Genomic DNA, 21,334 nt, shown 5'->3' with positions numbered 1-21,334 from the left:
TTTTCATCGACTCCTCCTGCGGTGAGTTTGCGGGCAGGTCTGTTCCCTCGGGGAGCGACCTGCCCATTTTTTTGCCTGTCCGAAAGAGGCATGGCCGTCCCGTCCCCTCGGCCGGTTTTGCCGAGATGGTTTGCGTTAGTGGAAGCGCTGGCGACCAGAAAATCGTTTGGCGGCATATACGGATGGGCATGACCGATCGGCGCGGGCTACACTCCCACATCGACGTCTAATGACTCGTCCACCAAGGGGAGATAACAATGAAAAACACGTTGAAACGACTTGCCATGGCGGCCCTCTGTCTGCCGCTGATCGGTGGGATCGGCCTGGTCCAGTCGGTTGCGCAGGCCGCCGACCGGGTCGAACTGGAGCACGACGACATGACCCTGGTCGGGTACATGGAGATGGCGCCCGGTAGTTCGGTCGAGGACGGCGTAGTGCTGATGGTCCACGGCACGCTCGCCCACGGGCAGATGGAGATCATGAGCAGCATGCAGGAACTGCTGCGTGATGCCGGCTACAACTCGCTGGCCATCAACCTGAGTCTCGGCCAGGATGCCCGCGAAGGCATGTACGACTGCGATTCCACCCATCGTCACAAGCACGAGGATGCGGTCGACGAGATCGCTGCCTGGGCCGAATGGCTCAAGGGCGAGGGGGCCGAGCGGCTCGCCGTGCTGGGGCATTCGCGCGGTGGTAACCAGGTGGCCCGTTATCTCGCCGACCAGGCCGATCCGATGGTCGAAAAGGCGGTCCTGCTGGCGCCGCAGACCTGGTCCGAGGGCTACGAGGCCAAGGACTATCAGGCGAACTACGACACCGCGCTCGCCCCGTTGCTGGACAAGGCCGAGGCACTGGTCGCCGAGGGCAAGGGCGACGCGCTGATGGAGATGGACTTCATCTACTGCCCGGATACCCGTGCTGCCGCCTCGAGCGTGGTCAGCTACTACCGCGAGGACCCGCGCATGGACACGCCCACCGTGCTGGGTGAGACCTCGATCGAGACCCTGGTCGTGGTCGCCGGTGCCGATGACACGGTCACCGATCTCGAGGAGAAGATGGCCGAGCGGGTCGAGGACGATCACGTCGAGATGACCACCGTCTCCGGCGCGGACCACATGTTCCGCGACCTGTTCCTCTACGACGCGGCCGATGCCGCTACCGCGTTCATCGGTTGGCAGTAAGCCGAGTTTGCACCGGCCTGATCCGGCCGGGGGGACAGAAAGGCGGGCCCGAGCGGGTCCGCCTTTTTCGTTCGCCTGTCCGTGCCTCAGCGCTCGGCCAGTTCCATAATCGATCCGACGATGTCGCTCATGGTGACGATGCCGACCAGCTCGTCGCTTCGGAGCACGATCACGCGTCGAATCGACTGGGAGACCATCAGGCGGGCGGCGTATTTGATCTCCATGCCTTCGGGCACCGAGATCGCCGGCTTGCTCATCACGTCGTAGACGTTGGCCAGATCGATGTCGCCTTCCTCGGCGACGATGGTGCGCAGGATCGACGTGTAGGTCAGTATCCCGTAGGCGTCATGCGGGTGGGCCTTCTCGACCACCAGTGATTTCACGCGCTTCTGGCGCATCTCGCGCAGGGCCCCACGCAGGGTGGCCATCGGGGAGATGGTGGCGACTTCGCGGACCATCGCGTCGCCGACCAGGCGGGGGCGGGTTTCAGAGGTCATCTTTCACGTTCTCCTGGAATCGTTCTACCTGGCGGTTTTCGATGCCGGCGATATGCTCGAGCGGCAGGGTGAAAACCACGCCGCGCGAGTGTTCGGTCAACTCGAGCTCCCGGGTCAGCGCCTTCATCACCTTGAGTGACAGGGATCGTTCGAGCACGAACAGCAACACCGACTGGCTGCCCTCGTAGGTCAGCCCGAAAAAGGTCTTCTTCTCGTCGGCACCGATGCCGCGGCCATTGAGCAGGGTGACGCCGCCGGCGCCGGCGGCCTTGGCCACCTCGACGGCCTTCTCCTCCATGTCCTCGGCGAGAATGGCGACCAGTACGGAAAATCTCATCGCGGTACGTCCTCTTTAAGTCGATGTGTCGTTCGGTGGTCGGCGCGAGGGCCGGCTTGCCCGCCAGCGGTTGGCCAATTCGGCGATCGTGGCGTAACCGAGCACGGTCACGATCGGGAAGATCGAGGCGAAGGCGATCAGGCCAAAGCCGTCCATCAGCGCATCACGCCCCTCGATCTGGGTGGCCAGCCCAATGCCCAGTGCCGTGACCAGCGGCACGGTCACCTCCGAGGTGGTCACCCCGCCCAGATCATAGGCCAGGGCGATGATGTAGCGCGGGGCCAGGAGCGTCAGCAGGATCACCAGCGCGTAGCCGCCGATCACGTAATAGTGGATCGAGTCGCCGGCCAGTATGCGGTGCACGCCGATCGTGATGCCGATGGCCACCCCCATGGCGACCAGCAGCCGGATCACGCTGGCGCGGATCTGGCCCTGGGCGGCGTGCTCGGCCTGGTCGCCGATGGCGATCAGTGCCGGTTCGGCCATGGTGGTGGCAAACCCGATGGCGAAGGCGAACAGATACAGGAAGATGACGTTGTCGCGTGCGATCAGCTGGTCCGCCATGCGCTCGCCGATCGGGAACAGGCCCAGCTTGAGGCCGACGACGAACGCGTACAGTCCCAGGATCACCAGCAGAAAGCCGATCACCACGCGCTTTAGATGCGGAATGCGCTGGCGCAGGATCACCAGCTGGAAGAACAGCACGGCGGCGATGATCGGCAGCACGTCGCGAATCGTGATCAGCAGGCCGGTGAGGATCCCGGCGGGGTCGAGGTCGGCCGACGGGTCGCCTGCCGGCGCGGCGATATCGAGACTGTCGCTACCGGGATCGACACCGACGATCTCGAACACGTAAATGCCGTAGGCCTGCACGGTGATCATCGGCACCATCACGGCCAGTGCCACCAGGCCGAAACCGTCGGAAAGCACGTTGCGGCCACTGATCGAGGCGGCCAGGCCCATCCCCAGGGCAGCGATCAACGGGACGGTGACGATATTGGTGGTCACGCCGCCCGAATCGTAGGCCAGGCCGACGATCTCGGCCGGTGCAAACCAGGTGACGGTGACCACGGCGATGTAGCCGCCGATCATGAACCAGTGCAGCGGCAGGCCGAGCAGGGTGCGCAGCACACCCACGGCCACCACGAGCCCGACGGAGGTGGCGATGATCAGGCGCAACGTCAGCGCATCGATGTGCCCCTGGCTGATGGTCTGGGCCTGTTCGGCGACCGCGATCAAGGCCGGCTCGGCGATCACCGCAGCAAAACCGAAGGCAAAGCCGAACGCCAGCAGCAGTGGCAGCGATCCCCGTCGGGCAAAGGCGTTCGACAGGCTCTTGCCGATCGGAAAGATCCCCATCTCCAGGCCCTGGAGGAACAGGGCGACGCCGACGACCACGATGCCCAGACCGATCAGGATGCCGGCCAGCCCCTCGGGCACCGACTGCAGGATGAACAGCTGGAACGCGGCGACCACCAGCACGATCGGCAGCAGGTTGCGACCGGCATGCAGCAGGGTGTTCCAGAAGGCCTTGAGCTCGCGCAACCCCGTCGTACTCCTGGCGAAGGCGAGCGCTACGGTGCGGGCACCGGGGCCTTGTCGCCACGCTGGTGAAGATTCTTCGTCTGATGGTAACTTCTAATCAGTGATGACGCCGATACCTGGAGCGACCGATGGCTGAAACCTGCCCGATCCTGATTGCCAGTGACCTCTCCGATGCCAGCGAGATCGCGGTGACCCGAGCGACACAGTTGGCCGCGCGTCGTTCCTGCCCTTTGACCGCACTGCACGTCATCCAGGAAGAACCGTTGTGGTGGGTGGTCAAGAGCCGCGATCTTGACCCGGACGATCTGCGGGCTGAACTGCTGCGTGAGGCGCTTGCCGGTCTGAAATCGCAACTGCACGAGGCGGCGGGGCGGCTGGCGATCGAGCCGCCCGAGTCGGATGTGCAGGCGCGGTTGGGCAAGCCGGCGGCCGTGGTCAGTGAGCTGGCCGCGGCCATTGGCGCGCGTCTGGTCGTGGTGGGCGCTCACGGGCGCCATGCGGTGCGTGACTGGTTCATCGGCACGACCGCCGAAAAGATGGTCCGCGCCGGCAATGTACCGGTGCTGGTCGCCCGGGTGGAACCGACGCACAGCTATCACAACGTGACCGTGGCGGTCGATTTCTCCGACTCAAGTCGGGCGGCACTTCGGGCGGCACTCGACTGGGCGCCGCGGGCGCAGTTCACTCTGGTACATGCCTACGAGACCTGGTTCGAGAGTTACATCGATGCCGGGACCTACGAGCGTCTGCGCCAGGAACAGGAAGACGCGCTCTACGATCGATTGCGCGAGTTCGCCCACGAAATGGGCGTGCGCAGCGATCACGAACCCGACTACCGCATTATTGCCGGCCACCCCGGCACCGCCGTGATCGAGGCCGCGACCAGGGCCCATGCCGATCTGACCGTCTGCGGCACCCAGGGTGAGACCGGCTTGCGCCACCTGCTGCTCGGCAGCGTGGCCCAGCACATCTTGCGCGAGTCGAAGGGGGACGTGCTGACGGTGCGTGCTCACGGCGACTGACGACCATGCCGCATTACTAGGTTGGGCACTCGATCCAGTCGCCCTTTTCTTTACAAAGGGCCGGTCGGGTGCTTGATTTGATCGACGCTAGCCGACCTGCCCAAGAGGAATTGCCCCATGCTCATCTACAGCCATCCGGTGTGCTGGAAGCACGAGAACGAGAACGACGTCATGCTGCCGCACCCGGAGCGCCCCGAGCGCCTGGACGCGGTGATGGCGGCGATCGAGCGCTTCCCGGCCGAGCGCTATACTCGGGTCGAAGCGCCGCTGGGCGACAAGAGCGACTATGAGCTTGCCCATGACCCGCGTTATGTCGAGGCGATTTTCAGCCAGGCACCGGGGCCCAACGATTTTCAGGCGTTGCGGGTCGACGGCGATACCTCGCTCAACGAGTACACCATCGAGGCCAGCCGCCGGGTGGTGGGGGCGGCCAAGGCGGCGATCGATGCCGTGCTGCCGGGGCCCGAGCGCCGTGCCTTTCTCGCCACCCGTCCGCCCGGCCACCATGCCGGGCCCTGCCAGCCGCGCGGGTTCTGCGTGTTCAACAATGTCTCGATCGCGGCCTACTACGCCATCCGGCATCACGGGCTGAAGCGGGTGGCGATCGTCGATTTCGACGTCCATCACGGCGACGGCACCGAGGAAATCGTCGCCAACAGCGACGCGGTGCGTTTTTTCTCGGTCTTCCAGCACCCGTACTACCCGTACTCGGGCATCCCGCCGATTGCCGACAACTGCTTCCCGATCGGCCTGCCCAACATGACCGATGGCAAGGCGTTTCGTAAAGGGGTTCGCGACTCGGTCTGGTTCGAGACGCTGCGCGATTTCCGCCCGCAACTGCTGCTGTTCTCCGCCGGTTTCGACGCCCACAAGAACGACCCGCTGGGCGGCTGGATTCTCGAGGATGAGGACTTTGCCTGGATCACTCGCGAGGTGATCGCCGCGGCGGGTGGCGACGACCTGCCGGTGGTGTCCTTGCTGGAGGGCGGTTACGACCTGGAGGGACTGGAGAGTTCGGTGCTCGCTCACCTCAAGGCCCTGGACGGGGATGCCGGCTGAGCCCATCGCACTCGAGCAACTCGAGGCCGAGATTCGCGCCTGCCGGTTGTGCGAGGCCGAGCTGCCGCTCGGGCCGCGACCGGTGTTCATCGCCCGCCGCGAGGCCCGCCTGCTGATCGCTGCGCAGGCGCCGGGGCGGCGGGTGCACGAGACCGGCCTGCCGTTCAACGATCCCAGCGGCGATCGTTTGCGCGACTGGCTGGGGATCGACCGCGAGACCTTCTATCACCACCCGTCGATCGCCATCGTGCCGATGGGCTTTTGCTTTCCCGGCACGGGCCGGGGCGGGGACCTGCCGCCGCGACCCGAGTGCGCCCCGACGTGGCGTCGGCCGTTGCTCGAGGCGATGCCGCAGGTCGAGACCACGGTGGTCATCGGCCGTTACGCGCTGGGCTGGCACCTGGGACTCAAGGGCGGCCAGCGCCTGACCGACCTGGTCGCCGACTGGCGGCGTCTGGCCCCGACCCACTTCCCACTGCCGCATCCCAGTCCGCGCAACAACCGCTGGCTTCGAAACAACCCCTGGTTCGAGGAGGAGGTGGTGCCCGCCTTGAGGGGCCGGGTGGCGCAGTTGCTCGACGCGGACTGAGCCGAACTCAGTCGCGGAATTTCAGACCCACCTGGGTGATCGTCGCCCCGTCCATCTCGCGCACGGTCAGACTGACGCGATCGAGATCGACCGAATCGCCCACGACCGGAGGGTTGCGCAACAGCGACTTGATTGCCTCGTCGAGGGTGGCATCCCGCAGCTCCTCCGGTGGGCTGATGCCGTAGACCTGGGCCAGGTCGGTGATGCGCGCACCGCCGCGCAGCGAGAAGGCGCCGAAGAAGGTCTGCTCGGCCAGATCGGCCTTCTTGCGGCGCTCGCCGGTGAAGAAGCGGTTGAGGTCGTTGATCATGTCCTCGGGGATGATGGTCAGCACGATGTCGCCCGACTGAAAGCGAAAGCCCGACTCCACCTTGCGTAGCGCCAGGTTGCGCACCACGCCCGCGATGGTCACCGACTCGCCGAAGGGCATGCGCTCCGGCCCGGCCCCGTCGGCATCGGTATGCTCGCCCACCACGAACTGCACCATCTCCAGCCGGGGCTCGATCGGCAGGTTCAGGTCCGCCCGCTGGCGCGGCTCGGGCAGCGGTGGCACCTCGACCTTGAGCAGGCGCGCGGCCAGCGGCACGGTGCTGCCCTGGATCAACAGCGAGGTGATCACCACCACGTAGGCGATCTCGAAGAAGCGCTCGGCATCGGGAATGCCGTAGATCATCGGGAACAGGGCGAGCACGATCGGCACCGCGCCGCGCAACCCCACCCAGGCGATGAAGGTGGTCTCGCGCCAGTTGAAGTGAAACGGCCACAGGCCGATCCAGATGGCGATCGGCCGGGCGACCAGCAGCAGGGCGAATGCCAGGATCAGCGCCGGCACGATCTGGTCGAGCACGGCGGTCGGGGTGACCAGCAGCCCCAGGATCAGGAACATGCCCGCCTGCGCCAGCCAGGCCAGCCCGTCCATGATGCGCAGGACGTGGAAGGTGCCGCGGTTTCTCGCCGTGCCGATCACCAGGCCGGTGAGGTAGACCCCCAGAAAGCCGCTGCCGCCCAGCTCGTTGATCAGCGCGAACGACAGCAAGCCCCCCGAGGCGATCAACAGCGCATACAGACCCTCGGCCAGCTCGATGCGTCGCAGTACCTCACGCAGCACAAAGCCGAAGGCCACGCCCAGTACCGCGCCAATACCGAACTGCTGGACCAGGAACACCAGTATCCACGGGTCGAGCAGCGACTGGCCGGCCGAGATGACCTCGAGCAAGGTGATGGTGAGAAAGATCGCCATCGGGTCGTTGATGCCCGACTCGATCTCGAGCGTCGAGCCGACCCGTTCGTTCAGCCGGGTGCCACTGCCCTTCAACAGCGAGAACACCGCCGCGGCATCGGTCGAGCCGATGATCGCGCCCATCAGCAGCCCGTAATACCAGTCGAAACCCATCAGCCAGGTGGCCAGCGCCCCCATGGCGCCGGCGGTAATCATCACGCCGATGGTGGCCAGCGACAGGGCCGGTTTGAGGGCCACGCGGAAGGTGCGGATGTGGGTGCGCAGCCCGCCGTCGAGCAGGATGATCGCCAGCGCGAGGTTGCCGATCAGAAAGGCGGTCTGGAAGTCGTCGAACTGCACGCCGCCGATGCCGTCCTGGCCGGCGAGCATGCCCACGCCGAGAAAGATCAGCAGCAGCGGGAAGCCGAACCGCGACGAGGCCATGCCGGCGATTATGCTGGTGAACAGCAGCAGGGCGCCGAGCAGGATAAACGAGTTGGTCGCGTCCATGGCCTCGAATCCGGCGTGGGTGGTCGACCCTCAACTATACGCGAGGCGGGTCGACGAGCGGGCGTCCTCCCGTGACAGAGCGGGCCCGCTGGCGAGGCGAGGGCGGGGTTCAGCTCGCGGTGGCAAGAAAGGCCGGGGGCGGCAGGAACGCGCGCGCGGCCGGTGCCACCGACGGTTGCGGTGCCGCTGGTTGCGGAAAACGGGCGTTGATCTCCCGGCGCACTGCCGCCTGTTCGGGCAGCAGCGGCAGGTGGCCGCCGGCGAGCATCTCGACGGCATCCGACAGGCCCAGTCGCTCGAGGTGCTGGCTGGGAGCCTCCAGGAAGGTCTCGAGGTCCAGCCCGGTGGTCGACAGCCGGCAGGCGCGGAAGATATTGGCCCAGAAATCGATCACGTCGTCGTGGTAGGTCTGCATGACGGTGCTCCTTTGGTTGACTGCCTACAAACTAGGCATGTCCAGATAGTATGCGCACAATCTGGACGTGTCAACAAACTCGCGTCATTTTTATTGACACACCGTGGCGAGGGCGGAGAATGGCCCCATGACTACCGCGACGACCACCGACCTCGACGACCTCAAGTGGGACCTGCGCCAGCGTCTCAAGCTGCTCGAGTGCACCCTGCTGCTCAACGGCTGGGTACGCACCCAGGCCCTGACCGAGACCTTCGGCATCAGCCGGGCGCAGGCCTCCAAGGACTTTGCCGTCTACCAGGCACTGGCCCCGGAAAATCTCACCTACAACCGGTCGCAGAAGTACTACGAACCGGGCGAGTGTTTTGCCGCGCGGCTGTTGTCCGGGCGGACCTCGGAGCTGCTGGACGTGTTGGGCGCCTTGCCGGGGGCGGACCGGCCGGTGGTCGCGCTGGCGGCCGCCGGGCCGAACGTGGAACTGCTGCGCCCGCTCGAGCGCGAACTGGATCTCGATATCCTGCGGGCGGTGTCGGCCGCGGCCAGCAACGGGCATCGGTTGCGGGTGGAATACCAGTCCATGCGCCGTCCCGAACCGCGCGTGATCGAGCTCTCCCCGCACACCTTGGTGTTCAGCGGCTTTCGCTGGCACCTGCGGGCGTACAGCCACGAGCACGAGGAATACCGCGACTTCGTGCTCGCCCGCATGGCGAACGCCGAGCCGCTGCCGAATCGACCGGGCGCACCGCGCGAGGCCGATGCCGACTGGTTCGAGGAGGTGACACTGCGGGTCGGGGTGCACCCGGAGCTGCCGGCGGCCCAGCAGGGGGTGACTGCCGCGGATTACGGCATGGTCGACGGCGAGCGCCGTGTGACCGTGCGCCGAGCACTGCTGCCCTACCTGCTGCGCCTGATGCAGATTGAGCCTGAGCGCGAACACCCCGACCCGTTGATCCAGCAGATCTGTCTGCTCAACCCCGAGGTAGCAATCCGCAAGGGCTGGGACTGAGGCCGGGGAGTTCAGGGACACTCTGCCCGGCTCAAGGCACGCAGAGCGGTATCGGATTAGTGCAGATCTTTGCTATCGCGGACCGACCCGCTGGCAGCGGTTGCCGCCTTGAGCCTTGGCGTGTTGGAGGGCCTCGAGGGCGTGGCGATAGGCCTCCTCGGAGGTCTGGCCGACCTCCAGCTCGGTCAAGCCGCAGGACAGGGTCAACGAGAGGCTTTTGTTGGCATGGCGCAACCGCGTGCGCATCACGCGCGCCCGGATGGCCTCGGCCAGTTCCATGGCCGTGTAACCGTCCTGTTCCTTCAACAGGATGGCGAACTGGTCCGCACCGATGCGGGCGAAGAAGTCGCTGTAATGGATCATCCGGGAGATCGTCTGCACCAGCACGATCAGGATCTTGTCGGCGGTCTGTTGGCCGTCGCTCTTGACGATCTGTTTGAGGCGATCGATGTCGACAAACAGCATCGAGATCGGCGGCCGGCCAGGGCGCAACCGCGCCAGTTCCATACGCAGCTGCCGCTCGAAGGCAAAAGGCGTTGGGCAGGGCGGTGAGCATGCAGCGATTGCGGTCGGCGCCTTTCTCCTTGAGCTTGTTCTCGTGTAGCTGCGCGCGCTTGATCACCGTGGTGAGATAGCCACGCAGGCGCAGGTTCTGGCTCTCGAACTCGGCCAGTCGCCGGCCCTCGGTCTCGTGGAACTCGCGCACCTTGTCGTGCAGTTGCTCGATCTGGTCGCGCATCGTTTGCTTGATGGTGTCGATGTCCTCGGCCTGCTCGATCTCCTTTTTCAGCTTGCCGACGGTGCGCCCGAGCATGTTGTCGAAACGCCGGAGCTTGCCGCGACGCTCCTCGGCTTGCTTGCCCTGGTTGAACGCGTCCTCCTCGATCTTCTGCACCGAGGATTTGATCTCGTCGAGAAACAGCGTGAGCTCGGTCTTTTCCTGCTCGATCATCTGGCGCATTTCGTTGATCAGCGCCACGGTGCGGTCGATCAGGAGGCTCGGGTGGGCATCGAACTGGTGGGCGCCGATTGACTCGAGCAGCTGCTTGCGGTGGCTTTCCAGCGGGGCAATGAAGGCGATGCCCTCGAGCATCTGCGGGATGAACTCGCGCACGAACAGCTTGCGCTGGTACTCGGCGCGCGAATTGTCGGGTTTCTCGTCGGCGGGGGCGGCATTGTCGCGGCCGCTTTCCAGTTCGCGCAGGCGTTGCGAGAGCTGCTCGATGTCGACCTGCAGTCGGTCGAGCGGGAAGTCGGCGTCGGCCTGGCGGCTGGCGTGGCTGCGGATGCGGTTGCACAGCGGCACAAGGCTCGGGTAGGCCTTTTCCACTGCGATCAGGGTGCGGCTGACGGTCAGCTTGAACAGCTTGACCAGCCGTAGGTCGTGGTCCTCCAGGCGGGTGAATTCCCGGAGCATGCGCTCGTAGCTCTTGCGATAGAAGTCGCTCGACTCCGCCATGTCATGTCCCCGGAAAACCGCGCCTGCGGTTCATCGATAGCTCGACTAACAAGCTGGACAGTCAATTTAACCCAGTGCGGTACTGGTATAAAAGGATTGGTGTGGGGAAAGGACTGGGATCGGCAGCCATGCGCGGGATTGCCAATCGCGTCATTAATCAATCATCGGTGGTTAAGGTGTTGATTTATAGCGACCTTGCCGGCTTGCAATCTCGATAACCCCGGCTATAGATATTGGGTATGCCCACATAAAGGAGTCCCGAGATGAGCAAGGTACGCAATACGGTTTTCGCCGGCACGGCACTGATCATCACCGCCACGCCACTGCACGCCGCCGAGGGCACGTTCGACACGCCTTCCGTGGTTCCCGAGGTGGCCGTCAAGGCCGTTGCAGCGGCCGTGGAGGCCTGTCGTGACAAGAACCACCAGGTCACGGCCGTGGTCGTGGGGCCCGACGGCACGCCTCAGGCGCTCAAGCGCGATCGGTATGCCGGGCCGCACTCGGTGGAATCGGCTGAGAGCAAGGCCTGGACGGCGGTGAGCTTCCGCACCGACACCATCGATCTGCACGGAGCCAGCAAGCCCGGCGGTGAGAGCTACGGCATTCAGCACCTCGCTGGCGTGACGATTCTCGGCGGTGGTAAGCAGATTACCTCCGAGGGGCGTATCGTCGGCGGGATCGGGGTGTCCGGCTCGCCGAGCGGCAGCGTCGATGACGAGTGCGCCGCGGCCGGTATCGAGGCAATCCAGGACGATCTGCTCTGAGATCGGCCAATCGTCATGATGCGCCGGCCCCGTCATCTCACCGCGGTGGCGTGACTCGAGAGCGATAACGCCCCTCTTCCGGGGCGTTTTTTGCTGCCTTTGCGGAAAGGGGCCACGCCGTTTCCATCCCGGTCATTCGTGTTCGGATCGTAGTGCCCGCCGGTTGGAAAACGTGCGACTATCGCTTAGCGCAGTGGTGTCTCCCGGCATGCGTTGCCGTGACGTGTAAGCCACGTCGAGGAAGGGGCAGGTGGGCCAGGACATCAACGGAAACCGGCTCGGTTAGGCGGGGGCTTCCCGACATCCCCCGTGCGTGAAGGAACTGCTTGAATCGCCTCAGGGCAAGGAGCCTGTTGCATGTCACCGATTCGTCGCCGCTGGTTGATCCGACTAATCGCCGTTTCCCTGGTGGCGGCCTTCCTTGGCTGGTGGGCCTGGCAGCAGTTGACCGTGGTGGACGAGTATCCCGGGCTGGCAAGTGGCAACGGGCGAATCGAGGCGGTGGAAATCGACATCGCGGCCAAGGTCCCTGGCCGGGTGGAATCGATCCTGGTCGATGAGGGCGAGTTCGTTACTACCGGTCAGCCGGTGGCCCGCATGGATACTCGCACGCTGGAGGCCGAGCTCCATCAGGCCGAGGCGCGGCTGCGCCAGGCGAGCAGCGACGTGGTGACGGCCCGCAGCCAGGTTGCCCAGCGCGAGGCGGAAAAGGCGGCCGCCGAATCACTGCTGGCCCAGCGCCAGGCCGAGCTCGACATCGCCGAGAAGCGTCTGTCGCGCACCTCGCGGCTGGTGATTAGCGGGTCGGTTTCCCGGCAGGAGGTGGACAACGACGAGGCGCGAGTGAAGGGGGCGGCCGCCGCGGTCAGCGCGGCGCGCGCTCAGATTGCCGCGGCCGAGGCGGCGATCGCCACCGCCCGGGCGCAGGTGGTCGGCACCGAGGAGGCCGTCGCAGCCGCCCGGGCGACCATCGAGCGCATCGAGGCCGATATCGCCGACAGCACCCTGTACGCCCCGCGCGACGGGCGCATCCAGTACCTGGTCGCCCAGCCGGGCGAGGTCGTCGGCGCTGGCGGGCGGGTGTTGAACATGATCGATCTCAAGGACGTCTTCATGACCTTCTTCCTGCCTACCGATGTGGTCGGACGAATCGCCATCGGTGCCGAGGCAAGGCTGGTGATCGACGCCGCGCCGCAATACGTCATTCCCGCGCGCATCTCGTTCATCAGCGACGTGGCGCAGTTCACCCCCAAGACGGTCGAGACCCGCGAGGAACGCCAGAAGCTGATGTTCCGCGTGCGCGCCCGCCTGCCGGTCGACCTGCTCGAGCGCTACATCGTGCAGGTCAAGACCGGCCTGCCGGGCGTGGCGTGGGTGCGCTATGACAACGAGCAGCCCTGGCCCGAGCATCTGGCGGTACGGGTCCCCGACTGATGGTAAGCCCCGCACCGGTCGCCCGTTTGCGCGGGGTCGGGTTGCGCTACGGCGAGACGGTGGCGCTCGACGGGATCGACCTCGATATCCCTGCCGGTCAGATGGTCGGGCTGATCGGCCCGGACGGGGTGGGCAAGTCCAGCCTGCTTGCGCTGGTGGCCGGCGCCCGAATGATCCAGTCCGGCTCGATCGAGGTGCTCGGTGGCGATATCGGCCGGGGGCGTTTTCGTGGCCGGGTCAGCCCGCGCATCGCCTACATGCCGCAGGGCCTGGGTCGCAATCTCTACCCGACCCTGTCGGTGTTCGAGAACGTCGATTTCTTCGGTGGCCTGTTCGGGCATGCCCCGGCCGAGCGCCGTCGGCGTATCGGCGAGCTGCTGGAGGCGACCGGCCTGGCCCCGTTCGCCGATCGGCCGGTGGGCAAGCTCTCCGGGGGCATGAAGCAGAAGCTCGGGCTGTGTTGTGCCCTGATCCATTCCCCCGATCTGCTGATCCTCGACGAGCCCACCACCGGGGTCGACCCGCTCTCGCGCCGCCAGTTCTGGCGCCTGATCGAGCGCATCCGTGCCGAGCACGAGGGCATGAGCGTACTGGTCGCTACCGCCTACATCGAAGAGGCCGAGCGCTTCGATTGCCTGGTGGCCATGAACGCCGGGCGGTTGCTGGCGACCGGCACGCCGGCGGCACTGCTCGAGCGCACGGGCCAAGAGACGCTCGAGTCGGCCTTCATCTCGCTGCTGCCGGCCGCCGAGCGCCACGAGCACCGTCCGGTCGATCACTCGGCGCACCCGGACCGCGAAACCGCCCCGGTCGCGATCGAGGCGCAGGGGCTGACCAAGCGATTCGGTCACTTCACCGCGGTCGAGGACGTCAGCTTTTCCATCCCCCGCGGCGAGATCTTCGGCTTCGTCGGCTCGAACGGCTGCGGCAAGACCACCACCATGAAGATGCTGACCGGCCTGCTGCCGGCCAGCGACGGCGAGGCCCGCCTGCTCGGTCACCGGTTCGACCCGCACGACCTGGCCACCCGCCACCGGGTTGGCTACATGACCCAGGGGTTCTCGCTCTACGGCGAGCTGAGCGTCCGGCAGAACCTCGAGCTGCATGCCCGGCTGTTCGGCCTGCCGCGCGCGGCAGTCGACGAGCGGGTGGCGGCCGTGGCAAGCCGCTTCGGTCTCGACCGCGCGATGGACGCGCTGCCCGGCGAGTTGCCGCTGGGGGAGCGCCAGCGCCTGTCGCTGGCCGTGGCCCTGGTGCACGAGCCGGAGATCCTGATCCTCGACGAGCCCACCTCCGGCGTCGACCCGATCGCCCGCGATGCCTTCTGGCGCATCCTGATCGAGCTGGCGCGCGAGGAACAGGTGACCATCTTCATCTCGACGCACTTCATGAACGAGGCCGAGCGCTGCGACCGGCTCTCACTGATGCATGCCGGGCGGATGCTGGTCACCGGGACGCCCGAGGAGGTGGTCGCCTCCTGTGGCGCGGCGGATCTCGAGGAGGCGTTCATTGACTACCTCGAGGCGGCCGCCGAGCGCGATCCGGCTGCTGCGCCCCGGTCGGGCGGTGGCACGGTCGACACCGGCGCGGGGCGGACGGCAACCGCCCGCCGCGCGTTCAGCCCGCGGCGGCTGGCCGCCTACGCGCACCGCGAAGGGCGCGAGCTCACGCGCGACCCGATCCGCCTGACGCTCGCCGCGCTGGGCACGGTGCTGCTGATGCTGGTGCTCGGCTATGGCATGAACATGGACGTCGACGACCTGACCTTCGCGGTGCTCGATCGCGACAACACCACGGTCAGCCGCGACTACGTCGCCGGCCTGTCGGGCTCGCGGTATTTCATCGAGCACGCCCCGGTCAGCGATTACGCGGAGCTCGATCGCCGCATGCGCTCGGGCGAATTGGGGTTGGTGATCGAGATCCCGCCCGGCTTTGCCCGCGACCTGGCGCGGGGGTCGCCGGTCGAGGTGGGCGCCTGGGTCGATGGCGCGATGCCCACCCGCGCCGAGACCCTGGTCGGCTACGCCCAGGGCATGCACCAGCACTGGTTGGCTAGGCGGGCGCGCGAGGCGGTGGGCGAGGCCGCCCTGGTGGGTCCGGCCTCGATCGAGCCGCGCTTTCGCTACAACCCGGACGTCAAAAGCCTGCCGGCGATGGTGCCGGCGATGATCCCGCTGCTGCTGATGCTGATCCCCGCCATCCTGAGCGCCTTGTCGGTGGTGCGCGAGAAAGAGCTGGGGTCGATCGTGAACTTCTACGTCACCCCGGTTACGCGCCTGGAGTTCCTGCTCGGCAAGCAGTTGCCCTACGTGGTGCTGGCGATGGGCAACTACCTGCTGCTGGTGGCGCTGGCGGTGATCGTCTTCGGCGTGCCGATCACCGGCAGCTTCCTTGCCCTGAGCCTGGCCGCGCTGTTGTACGTGTTCGCCTCGACGGCCCTGGGACTGCTGATCTCGACCTTCGTAAAGAGCCAGCTGGCCGCCATCTTCGGCACGGCGATCCTCACCATGATTCCGTCGACGCAGTACTCGGGGCTGATCGACCCGGTCACCGCGCTCGAGGGGCTGGGCGCGGTGATCGGGCAGGTGTTCCCGGCGACGCACTTCGTGACCATCGCGCGCGGCACCTTCTCAAAGACGCTGGGCTTCGCGGACCTGTCCGGCTCGTTTCTGCCGCTGTTGCTGGCCGCCCCGGTGATGATCGCGATCGCCGCCCTCTTGCTGAGAAAACAGGAGCGTTAGGGAACCTCTACACGGATGCCATACCGCTCTGCGCGCCTTGAGCCGGGCAGGTGCAAGGCGACCGTCCGCCGCGGAAGAGTTATTCTCTTTCCAAGGACGGCAACGCCGCAGATGCCCGGCTCAAGGCGTGCCCTGCGGGGCCTGGCGAGTCCCGCGTGCTCCGCGTTGCGATGTCTTGACGTGGCCTCCGGCACGTCGGCGACATCGCGCCTTGATCACGAACGACTCGCTAGGCCAGAGTGGCATGGCATCCGTATAGAGGCTCCCTAAGGCAATGTGGCGCAATATCTGGCATCTCGGCCTGAAGGAATTTCGCAGCCTCTGGCGCGACACGATCATGCTGGTGCTGATCGTCTTTGCCTTCTCGCTCGCGATCTACACCGCCGCCACCGCGATGCCGGAAACCCTCAACAAGGCGCCGATCGCGATCGGCGACGAGGACCGCTCACCGCTGTCGATGCGCATTGCCGATGCCTTCTATCCGCCGTCTTTCCTGCCGCCGCGCCTGATTTCCGCCGTCGAGATGGACGAGCGCATGGATGCCGGGCTGGATACCTTCGCCCTGCATATTCCGGCGGGCTTTCAGCGCGACGTGCTGGCCGGGCGTAGCCCGACCATCCAGCTGAACGTCGATGCCACCCGCATGAGCCAGGCTTTCGTCGGCAGCGGGCATATCCAGGCGATCGTGCAGGGGGAGATCGAGGCCTTTCTCGCCGCCGATCGCGAGGTGAACACCCCGCCGGTCGAGCTGGTCTGGCGGGCCCGGTTCAACCCGGAGTTGCAGGCATCGTGGTTTGGTGCCGTCACGGAGCTGATCAACAACATCACCATGCTCGCGATCGTGCTCACCGGCGCGGCGCTGCTGCGCGAACGTGAGCACGGCACGGTCGAGCACCTACTGGTCATGCCGGTCACACCCTTCGAGATCATGGCCAGCAAGGTATGGTCGATGACGGTGGTCGTGCTGGTGGCCGCGACGTTTTCCCTGACCATTGTCGTGCAGGGCCTGCTCGCCATCCCGATCGAGGGATCGGTGATGCTGTTCCTGGCCGGCGCGCTGTTGCACCTGTTCGCGACCACGTCGCTGGGGATCTTTCTCGCGACGATCGCCCGCTCGATGCCGCAGTTCGGGTTGCTGATCCTGATGGTGTTGCTGCCGCTGCAGATCCTTTCCGGCGGGATGACCCCGGCCGAGAGTCTCCCCGACTGGATACACCTGTTGATGCAGGCCGCGCCGACGTTGCACTTCGTCGCCATGGCGCAGGCCGTGCTTTTTCGCGGGGCGGGGTTCGAGGTGGTCTGGCCGCAATTCGCTGCGCTGGCCGCGATCGGTGGCATTCTTTTCATGCTTTCGCTGGCGCGATTCCGGCGGATGCTGGCGGATATCGGCTGAGAGGCTAGAAAGGTCCGGCCGTCAGCTCGACGAGGCAGTGCCATACGCGCCGGCGCAGCACGGGATGGCCCCGGTCGAGTCGGCCGATCAGGCTGATCTTCTCGGCAAGGTAGGTGGGGGCGAAGTCGGGGTCGTGCCGGGCGATCGACTGCACGTTGTGCAGCACATCGGCGTACTTGATCGTCTGGGCGCGCGGCTCGGCGCGGGCCACATGGTCGTGATCGATACGCTTGCGGCTGGCGCGCTCGCCGTCGGCCGGGGTGGAAGGATTGGTCAGTGAAAGCACCATGCGCACCACCGAGCTCGGCATCTCGCGCGCCAGATCAGCGGCCGTCACCGGCGTGTCCTCGACCACGTCGTGGAGCAGGGCGGCGGCCAGCACCAATGGATCGCCGTGAAACGGCGCGACCGTGTTGGCGACGGCGATCGGGTGCGAGACAAAGGGTTCGTGCGTGTAACGGCGCACCTGGCCATCGTGCGCCTCGGTCGCGATCGCCAGCGCGTGGCGCACCACGAGCGAGGGGTGACGGGAGAACGGGTTGGTCAAAGGCGTGGTGATGGAGGCGCGGTTATCGTGGCGAGGCCTTGGTGCTGAAAGATTGGCGGGGGCAAGTGTGCCCGGCCAATCATCGACGCTCAAGCCGTTCCGTTGGTCCGCCAGAAGGCACCGGGTAAATTCAACCTGCGCTTTGATGGATTGCGAGGCCCGGTGGTCGTATCGTGTGGGGGCAGGCATATGCGCCCCATCACAACCAGCGAGTGTTTCCATGACCCTATCCCGTCGCCCGCATTCCCGCTTTCTGTCCTCCCTGCGTCGCCCGGTTGGCGCCCTGATCGTGGCCTTGGGTCTCGGTGCCTCTGTCCCGGCGATTGCTGCCGACACCGGCGGCGCGGCGATGGACATCTACGACGAGGTGCGCTTTGTCGATCACCTCGCCGACCTGCCGGCGGACCTGGCCTGGATGCAAAAGCACGACAAGCCGATGATGCTGTTCTTCCACGCGAGCTACTGCGGCTACTGCCAGAAGATCGACGACGAGTTCCTGATCCCGATGCGCCTCGACCCGGACTATCAGGGACGCCTGATCATCCGCCGGGTCCAGATCGACTCCGACGATCGCTTCATCGGCGTCGACGGCGAGTGGAAGGAGCCGGCGGCGTTTGCCGATAAGCTGGACGTGCGCGGCGTGCCCTACGTGCTGTTCTTCTCCCCCGAGGGCGAGCGGATCGGCGAGATCACCGGTGCGGCCCCGGCCTTCTACAACCACTATCTGGAACGCAACATCGATCGCGCTGAACGCTGCGCCAAGGACATGGGGCCGGCCGAATGCCGCGAGTTCATCGACCGGCCGGGCCTGAAATAGGCACGCGCTCCCGCGCGTTGGACGCGCGAGTGCATCAAGTTCAGGACACTGCAACGCCGCCCTTGTGAGGCGGCGTTTTTGTTTGAGGGGCTGGCGTGGCTCGGCGTGGTGCCCCGTAGGATCGGGCTGAGCATCCTGCCGCTCGGTCGCCAGCGTGATTTGCGTCGACGCGGCACGGCCTTGTTCGTTCCGTCGGCGCGAATCAGAGCCGTGGTCCTCCAACCCGGTTCTTGATCCGCTTGAGCAACGTCTGGCACTCCACGCTGACGATGCCCGCGCGACCGTAAATCTGCCGTGACGCGAAGTCCAACAGCGAGTCGGACGAATCCGTCAGGGTGTGGACGTGCAGGCTTTTCATGTCACTCATGATGTAGAGGCTGATCACCTCCGGTTGGTCGGCAAGCGCCTGGGCCACTTCCTCGATGGCGTTCGGCGAGGCCTTGATGTCGAGGAAGGCCGAGACGGATTTGCCCAGCTTCTCCGGGTCGATCACCGCGGTGAATTGCTCGATCGAGCCGCCATCCAGCAGCGCCTGCACCCGGTCACGCACATGGGCCCGAGTCACGCCCAGCTGGCGGGCGATTTCGGCGTAGGCCAATCGCCCGTCCTTGATCAGCAGACCGATGATCTCGGTGTCCAGTCGGTTCACAAGTCTCTCCCCCCCCCCCGGCTATATATCGGCATTCGCTCTGCAGGTTTCCTGCCAGTGGCCAACCAGTGGCTTCGGGATCGTCGTGGTGGGGAAGAGGAGGCGCGCGGTGGGATTGTCGGCACCGCCGTGGTGCAAACGAGCACCATGGCGCCGCATCAGGTGACAATCGGGGGCGGTGGAGTGGGAAAAGCGGGGGTTAGACGAGCGAATGGCCCAACCAGGGCTGACATCTGATCTCGTGAGGCGTGAATACCTTACAAAGCGATACTCGGCCTGCTCGGTCGACGCGCCAGGGTGGTGCGTGACCCGGTAGCGGCCCCTGCCTAGAAACGTGATTCAAGATGATGAATTAGAAGTAGAAATCCGGTTTTCCCCAGTGCTGGCACGAAGCTCGCAATCCCTGGGGTGTCGCAGACGAATGTAAACGCCTGCCTTTCATCCCACGGAGGAAGACCGCATGTCGATCAATCGCAGAAGCTTCATCAAATCCGGCATTGCCGCGCTCGGCGCGACCGCTGCCGCCTCGGCGCCGATGATTTCCCGCGCCGCCTCGGACAAGACCTTTGTCTGGAAGATGACCAACGCCTATCCGGCCGGGGCGCCGTTCTACTCCACCGGCCCGGGCAGTGCCGAGGATTTCTGTCGTATCGTCGAGGAAATGTCCGGCGGGCGCTTGAAGATCAAGCACTTCGCCGCCGGTGAGCTGCTGCCGGCGATGGAGGGGTTCGATGCCTGCTCCAACGGCGTGGTCGAGATGAACTGGGCCAATGCCTATTACTGGGCGGGCAAGACCCCGGCGGCCCAGTTCTTCACCACCGTGCCGTTCGGCATGAATTTCCAGGGCATGACCGCCTGGCTCCAGCACGGCGAAGGCCAGAAGCTCTGGGACGAGGTCTACGAGCCGTTCAACGTGATCGGCATGCCGGCGGGTAACACCGGCGTGCAGATGACCGGCTGGTTCCGCGATCCGATCGAGTCGGTCGAGGATTTCGACGGTCTGCGCATGCGGATCCCGGGCCTGGCCGGCAAGGTCTATGAGCAGCTCGGGGTGAGCGTGAAGCTGCTGCCGGGCGGCGAGATCTTCCCGGCACTGGAACGCGGCGTGATCGATGCCGCGGAGTTCGTCGGGCCCTACCAGGATCGTCGCCTCGGCCTGCACATGGCCGCCAAGCACTACTACACCACCGGCTGGGCCGAGCCCTGCAATGTCACCGAGTTGTTGGTCAACAAGGATGCCTGGGCCAGCCTGCCTGCCGACCTGCAGGCCATCGTTCGCCACGCGGCCAGCGCCTGCAACGTGACCAGCCACACCTGGTCGGAGGCCAACAACGCCGATGCACTCACCGACCTGGTCGAGAATCACGGTGTGAAGCTCGGCACGCTGTCACCGGAAATCGTCGCACGCCTCAAGGAGGGTACGGGCGATGCGCTCAGCGACCTGGCGGCCAAGGACCCCATGGCCAAGAAGGTCCATGACAGCTACTTCGCCTTCAAGAAGAAGCACGATCTGTGGCAGCGGCGCAGCGAGACCGTGCTGCAGACCGACCTGAGCTAAGCCATGAAGACGGCAATCCACGAACTGGCCCGGTCGCTCGACCGGGGGGTAGGGCTGATCGGTCGGCTGAGCGCCTGGCTGACGCTGGCATTGGTGCTGCTAGTGGCCGGTAACGTCCTGTTCCGCTACGTCTTTCACGTCAGCTCGGTCGGGTTGCAGGAGCTTGAATGGCACCTGCTGGCGCTGATCGCGATGCTCGGTTCGGTCTACACGCTTCAGCAGGACGAGCACGTTCGTGTCGATGTCCTCTGGCAGCGGTACCCGCCCCGGTTGCGTCGCGCGTTCGGTGCACTGATCGCGGCACTGATCATTGTGCCGATGGCACTGTGGCTCGGCTGGCTGTCGGTGGATTACGTCACCAAGTCCTATGGCATGGGCGAAGGCTCGCCTGATCCGGGCGGCCTCTCGCACCGTTACCTGGTCAAGGCCGTGATCCCGGTCGGGTTCTCGCTGATCGCCATCCAGGGGGTCGCCATGGCCCTGCGCGACGGCCTGGCGGTCTTCGCCCCCGACCCGGATGCCGTGTTGGTATCGGGTAAATCCTCCCCTGCGCCCGCGGCTCCGCCGGAACAGCCCGCGGCATCCCACTGACTTC

22 protein-coding genes are annotated in these 21,334 nt (G+C 65.8%); 14 read left to right on the top strand and 8 right to left on the bottom strand.

Annotated features, from left to right (window positions below; all coding sequences use genetic code 11):
* The first annotated feature begins 257 nt into the window (after nucleotides 1-257).
* Nucleotides 258-1,181, top strand: coding sequence for an alpha/beta hydrolase (locus SR882_RS08835; RefSeq protein WP_322520881.1), 924 nt, complete (start codon nucleotides 258-260; stop codon nucleotides 1,179-1,181).
* 86 nt (nucleotides 1,182-1,267) lie between these two features.
* Here the strand turns inward: SR882_RS08835 and SR882_RS08830 are convergent, their stop codons facing one another.
* From SR882_RS08830 to SR882_RS08820, 3 genes are read right to left on the bottom strand one after another with little or no spacing between them, the layout of a single operon-like run.
* Nucleotides 1,268-1,678: a CBS domain-containing protein gene (locus SR882_RS08830; protein WP_322520880.1), complete on the bottom strand. Its 411-nt coding sequence runs from the start codon at nucleotides 1,676-1,678 to the stop codon at nucleotides 1,268-1,270.
* Nucleotides 1,668-2,015 carry a P-II family nitrogen regulator gene (locus SR882_RS08825; protein WP_322520879.1) on the bottom strand — a complete coding sequence of 116 codons (348 nt, stop codon included), beginning with the start codon at nucleotides 2,013-2,015 and terminating at the stop codon, nucleotides 1,668-1,670. The genes SR882_RS08830 and SR882_RS08825 overlap by 11 nt, the downstream gene beginning before the upstream one ends.
* A 15-nt stretch (nucleotides 2,016-2,030) precedes the next feature.
* Entirely contained in the window at nucleotides 2,031-3,560 is a 1,530-nt protein-coding gene (locus SR882_RS08820; RefSeq protein ID WP_322520878.1) for a DUF1538 domain-containing protein, read from the bottom strand.
* A 128-nt stretch (nucleotides 3,561-3,688) separates the two neighbouring features.
* Here SR882_RS08820 and SR882_RS08815 point away from each other — a divergent pair, with 128 nt between their 5' ends.
* The 3 genes from SR882_RS08815 (at nucleotide 3,689) to SR882_RS08805 (ending at nucleotide 6,230) form a co-directional block, all read left to right on the top strand.
* Nucleotides 3,689-4,582, top strand: coding sequence for a universal stress protein (locus tag SR882_RS08815; protein ID WP_322520877.1), 894 nt, complete (start codon nucleotides 3,689-3,691; stop codon nucleotides 4,580-4,582).
* A 117-nt stretch (nucleotides 4,583-4,699) separates the two neighbouring features.
* Nucleotides 4,700-5,641: a histone deacetylase family protein gene (locus tag SR882_RS08810; protein WP_322520876.1), complete on the top strand. Its 942-nt coding sequence runs from the start codon at nucleotides 4,700-4,702 to the stop codon at nucleotides 5,639-5,641.
* On the top strand, nucleotides 5,631-6,230 hold the full coding sequence (locus SR882_RS08805) for a uracil-DNA glycosylase family protein (protein WP_322520875.1): 600 nt from the start codon (nucleotides 5,631-5,633) through the stop codon (nucleotides 6,228-6,230). Before SR882_RS08810 ends, SR882_RS08805 begins: the two co-directional genes overlap by 11 nt.
* A 7-nt stretch (nucleotides 6,231-6,237) precedes the next feature.
* On the opposite strand, the gene SR882_RS08800 is transcribed toward SR882_RS08805, so the two are convergent.
* The gene (locus SR882_RS08800) at nucleotides 6,238-7,959 is read right to left on the bottom strand and encodes a potassium/proton antiporter (RefSeq protein WP_322520874.1); all 1,722 of its coding nucleotides are present in this window, start codon (nucleotides 7,957-7,959) and stop codon (nucleotides 6,238-6,240) included.
* A 109-nt stretch (nucleotides 7,960-8,068) separates the two neighbouring features.
* Entirely contained in the window at nucleotides 8,069-8,374 is a 306-nt protein-coding gene (locus SR882_RS08795; RefSeq protein ID WP_322520873.1) for a hypothetical protein, read from the bottom strand.
* Nucleotides 8,375-8,501: 127 nt separating this feature from the next.
* On the opposite strand from SR882_RS08795, the gene SR882_RS08790 reads away from it, so the two are divergent.
* Nucleotides 8,502-9,377, top strand: a complete 876-nt coding sequence (locus tag SR882_RS08790; protein WP_322520872.1) for a helix-turn-helix transcriptional regulator — start codon at nucleotides 8,502-8,504, stop codon at nucleotides 9,375-9,377.
* A 72-nt stretch (nucleotides 9,378-9,449) separates the two neighbouring features.
* On the opposite strand, the gene SR882_RS08785 is transcribed toward SR882_RS08790, so the two are convergent.
* Nucleotides 9,450-9,941, bottom strand: a complete 492-nt coding sequence (locus SR882_RS08785) for a GGDEF domain-containing protein (RefSeq protein WP_322522409.1) — start codon at nucleotides 9,939-9,941, stop codon at nucleotides 9,450-9,452.
* 127 nt (nucleotides 9,942-10,068) lie between these two features.
* Here SR882_RS08785 and SR882_RS08780 point away from each other — a divergent pair, with 127 nt between their 5' ends.
* The 6 genes from SR882_RS08780 to SR882_RS08755 all read left to right on the top strand — a co-directional run bounded on the left by SR882_RS08780 (nucleotide 10,069) and on the right by SR882_RS08755 (nucleotide 17,168).
* Nucleotides 10,069-10,410, top strand: coding sequence for a hypothetical protein (locus tag SR882_RS08780; protein ID WP_322520871.1), 342 nt, complete (start codon nucleotides 10,069-10,071; stop codon nucleotides 10,408-10,410).
* An 18-nt stretch (nucleotides 10,411-10,428) separates the two neighbouring features.
* Nucleotides 10,429-10,758 carry a hypothetical protein gene (locus tag SR882_RS08775; protein WP_322520870.1) on the top strand — a complete coding sequence of 110 codons (330 nt, stop codon included), beginning with the start codon at nucleotides 10,429-10,431 and terminating at the stop codon, nucleotides 10,756-10,758.
* A gap of 341 nt (nucleotides 10,759-11,099) precedes the next feature.
* Nucleotides 11,100-11,600, top strand: coding sequence for a GlcG/HbpS family heme-binding protein (locus SR882_RS08770; RefSeq protein WP_322520869.1), 501 nt, complete (start codon nucleotides 11,100-11,102; stop codon nucleotides 11,598-11,600).
* 357 nt (nucleotides 11,601-11,957) lie between these two features.
* A complete protein-coding gene (locus SR882_RS08765; protein WP_322520868.1) occupies nucleotides 11,958-13,034 on the top strand; it encodes an HlyD family secretion protein in 1,077 nt (358 codons plus the stop codon).
* The gene (gene rbbA, locus SR882_RS08760; protein WP_322520867.1) at nucleotides 13,034-15,775 is read left to right on the top strand and encodes a ribosome-associated ATPase/putative transporter RbbA; all 2,742 of its coding nucleotides are present in this window, start codon (nucleotides 13,034-13,036) and stop codon (nucleotides 15,773-15,775) included. The genes SR882_RS08765 and rbbA overlap by 1 nt, the downstream gene beginning before the upstream one ends.
* A gap of 274 nt (nucleotides 15,776-16,049) precedes the next feature.
* Nucleotides 16,050-17,168 (top strand): ABC transporter permease, encoded by a 1,119-nt coding sequence (locus SR882_RS08755; protein ID WP_322520866.1) that lies wholly within the window; start codon nucleotides 16,050-16,052, stop codon nucleotides 17,166-17,168.
* Between the two features lie 4 nt (nucleotides 17,169-17,172).
* Here SR882_RS08755 and SR882_RS08750 read toward each other — a convergent pair whose 3' ends face one another.
* Nucleotides 17,173-17,715: an HD domain-containing protein gene (locus SR882_RS08750; protein ID WP_322520865.1), complete on the bottom strand. Its 543-nt coding sequence runs from the start codon at nucleotides 17,713-17,715 to the stop codon at nucleotides 17,173-17,175.
* Between the two features lie 220 nt (nucleotides 17,716-17,935).
* On the opposite strand from SR882_RS08750, the gene SR882_RS08745 reads away from it, so the two are divergent.
* A complete protein-coding gene (locus SR882_RS08745) occupies nucleotides 17,936-18,532 on the top strand; it encodes a thioredoxin family protein (protein WP_322520864.1) in 597 nt (198 codons plus the stop codon).
* A 202-nt stretch (nucleotides 18,533-18,734) separates the two neighbouring features.
* Here the strand turns inward: SR882_RS08745 and SR882_RS08740 are convergent, their stop codons facing one another.
* The gene (locus SR882_RS08740) at nucleotides 18,735-19,181 is read right to left on the bottom strand and encodes an Lrp/AsnC family transcriptional regulator (RefSeq protein ID WP_322520863.1); all 447 of its coding nucleotides are present in this window, start codon (nucleotides 19,179-19,181) and stop codon (nucleotides 18,735-18,737) included.
* A gap of 460 nt (nucleotides 19,182-19,641) precedes the next feature.
* Between SR882_RS08740 and SR882_RS08735 the strand changes: the two genes are divergently transcribed.
* Nucleotides 19,642-20,739: a TRAP transporter substrate-binding protein gene (locus tag SR882_RS08735; RefSeq protein ID WP_322520862.1), complete on the top strand. Its 1,098-nt coding sequence runs from the start codon at nucleotides 19,642-19,644 to the stop codon at nucleotides 20,737-20,739.
* 3 nt (nucleotides 20,740-20,742) lie between these two features.
* Nucleotides 20,743-21,330, top strand: coding sequence for a TRAP transporter small permease subunit (locus SR882_RS08730; protein ID WP_322520861.1), 588 nt, complete (start codon nucleotides 20,743-20,745; stop codon nucleotides 21,328-21,330).
* The last annotated feature ends 4 nt before the right edge of the window (nucleotides 21,331-21,334 follow it).

It is taken from the genome of Guyparkeria halophila, from assembly GCF_034479635.1.
Taxonomy (GTDB): Bacteria; Pseudomonadota; Gammaproteobacteria; order Halothiobacillales; family Halothiobacillaceae; genus Guyparkeria; species Guyparkeria halophila.
The sequence above is the reverse complement of the archived record's forward strand: the minus strand, read 5'-3'. Positions and strand labels throughout refer to the sequence as shown.

What these genes read in the sequence shown, in the direction of transcription:
- SR882_RS08825 (WP_322520879.1), bottom strand. Translation starts at nt 2,015, where the DNA reads ATGAGATTTTCCGTACTGGTCGCCATTCTCGCCGAGGACATGGAGGAG.
- SR882_RS08755 (WP_322520866.1), top strand. Translation starts at nt 16,050, where the DNA reads ATGTGGCGCAATATCTGGCATCTCGGCCTGAAGGAATTTCGCAGCCTC.
- SR882_RS08770 (WP_322520869.1), top strand. Translation starts at nt 11,100, where the DNA reads ATGAGCAAGGTACGCAATACGGTTTTCGCCGGCACGGCACTGATCATC.
- SR882_RS08735 (WP_322520862.1), top strand. Translation starts at nt 19,642, where the DNA reads ATGTCGATCAATCGCAGAAGCTTCATCAAATCCGGCATTGCCGCGCTC.
- SR882_RS08815 (WP_322520877.1), top strand. Translation starts at nt 3,689, where the DNA reads ATGGCTGAAACCTGCCCGATCCTGATTGCCAGTGACCTCTCCGATGCC.
- SR882_RS08805 (WP_322520875.1), top strand. Translation starts at nt 5,631, where the DNA reads ATGCCGGCTGAGCCCATCGCACTCGAGCAACTCGAGGCCGAGATTCGC.
- SR882_RS08745 (WP_322520864.1), top strand. Translation starts at nt 17,936, where the DNA reads ATGACCCTATCCCGTCGCCCGCATTCCCGCTTTCTGTCCTCCCTGCGT.
- SR882_RS08790 (WP_322520872.1), top strand. Translation starts at nt 8,502, where the DNA reads ATGACTACCGCGACGACCACCGACCTCGACGACCTCAAGTGGGACCTG.
- SR882_RS08795 (WP_322520873.1), bottom strand. Translation starts at nt 8,374, where the DNA reads ATGCAGACCTACCACGACGACGTGATCGATTTCTGGGCCAATATCTTC.
- SR882_RS08765 (WP_322520868.1), top strand. Translation starts at nt 11,958, where the DNA reads ATGTCACCGATTCGTCGCCGCTGGTTGATCCGACTAATCGCCGTTTCC.
- SR882_RS08835 (WP_322520881.1), top strand. Translation starts at nt 258, where the DNA reads ATGAAAAACACGTTGAAACGACTTGCCATGGCGGCCCTCTGTCTGCCG.
- SR882_RS08800 (WP_322520874.1), bottom strand. Translation starts at nt 7,959, where the DNA reads ATGGACGCGACCAACTCGTTTATCCTGCTCGGCGCCCTGCTGCTGTTC.
- SR882_RS08810 (WP_322520876.1), top strand. Translation starts at nt 4,700, where the DNA reads ATGCTCATCTACAGCCATCCGGTGTGCTGGAAGCACGAGAACGAGAAC.
- rbbA (WP_322520867.1), top strand. Translation starts at nt 13,034, where the DNA reads ATGGTAAGCCCCGCACCGGTCGCCCGTTTGCGCGGGGTCGGGTTGCGC.
- SR882_RS08830 (WP_322520880.1), bottom strand. Translation starts at nt 1,678, where the DNA reads ATGACCTCTGAAACCCGCCCCCGCCTGGTCGGCGACGCGATGGTCCGC.
- SR882_RS08730 (WP_322520861.1), top strand. Translation starts at nt 20,743, where the DNA reads ATGAAGACGGCAATCCACGAACTGGCCCGGTCGCTCGACCGGGGGGTA.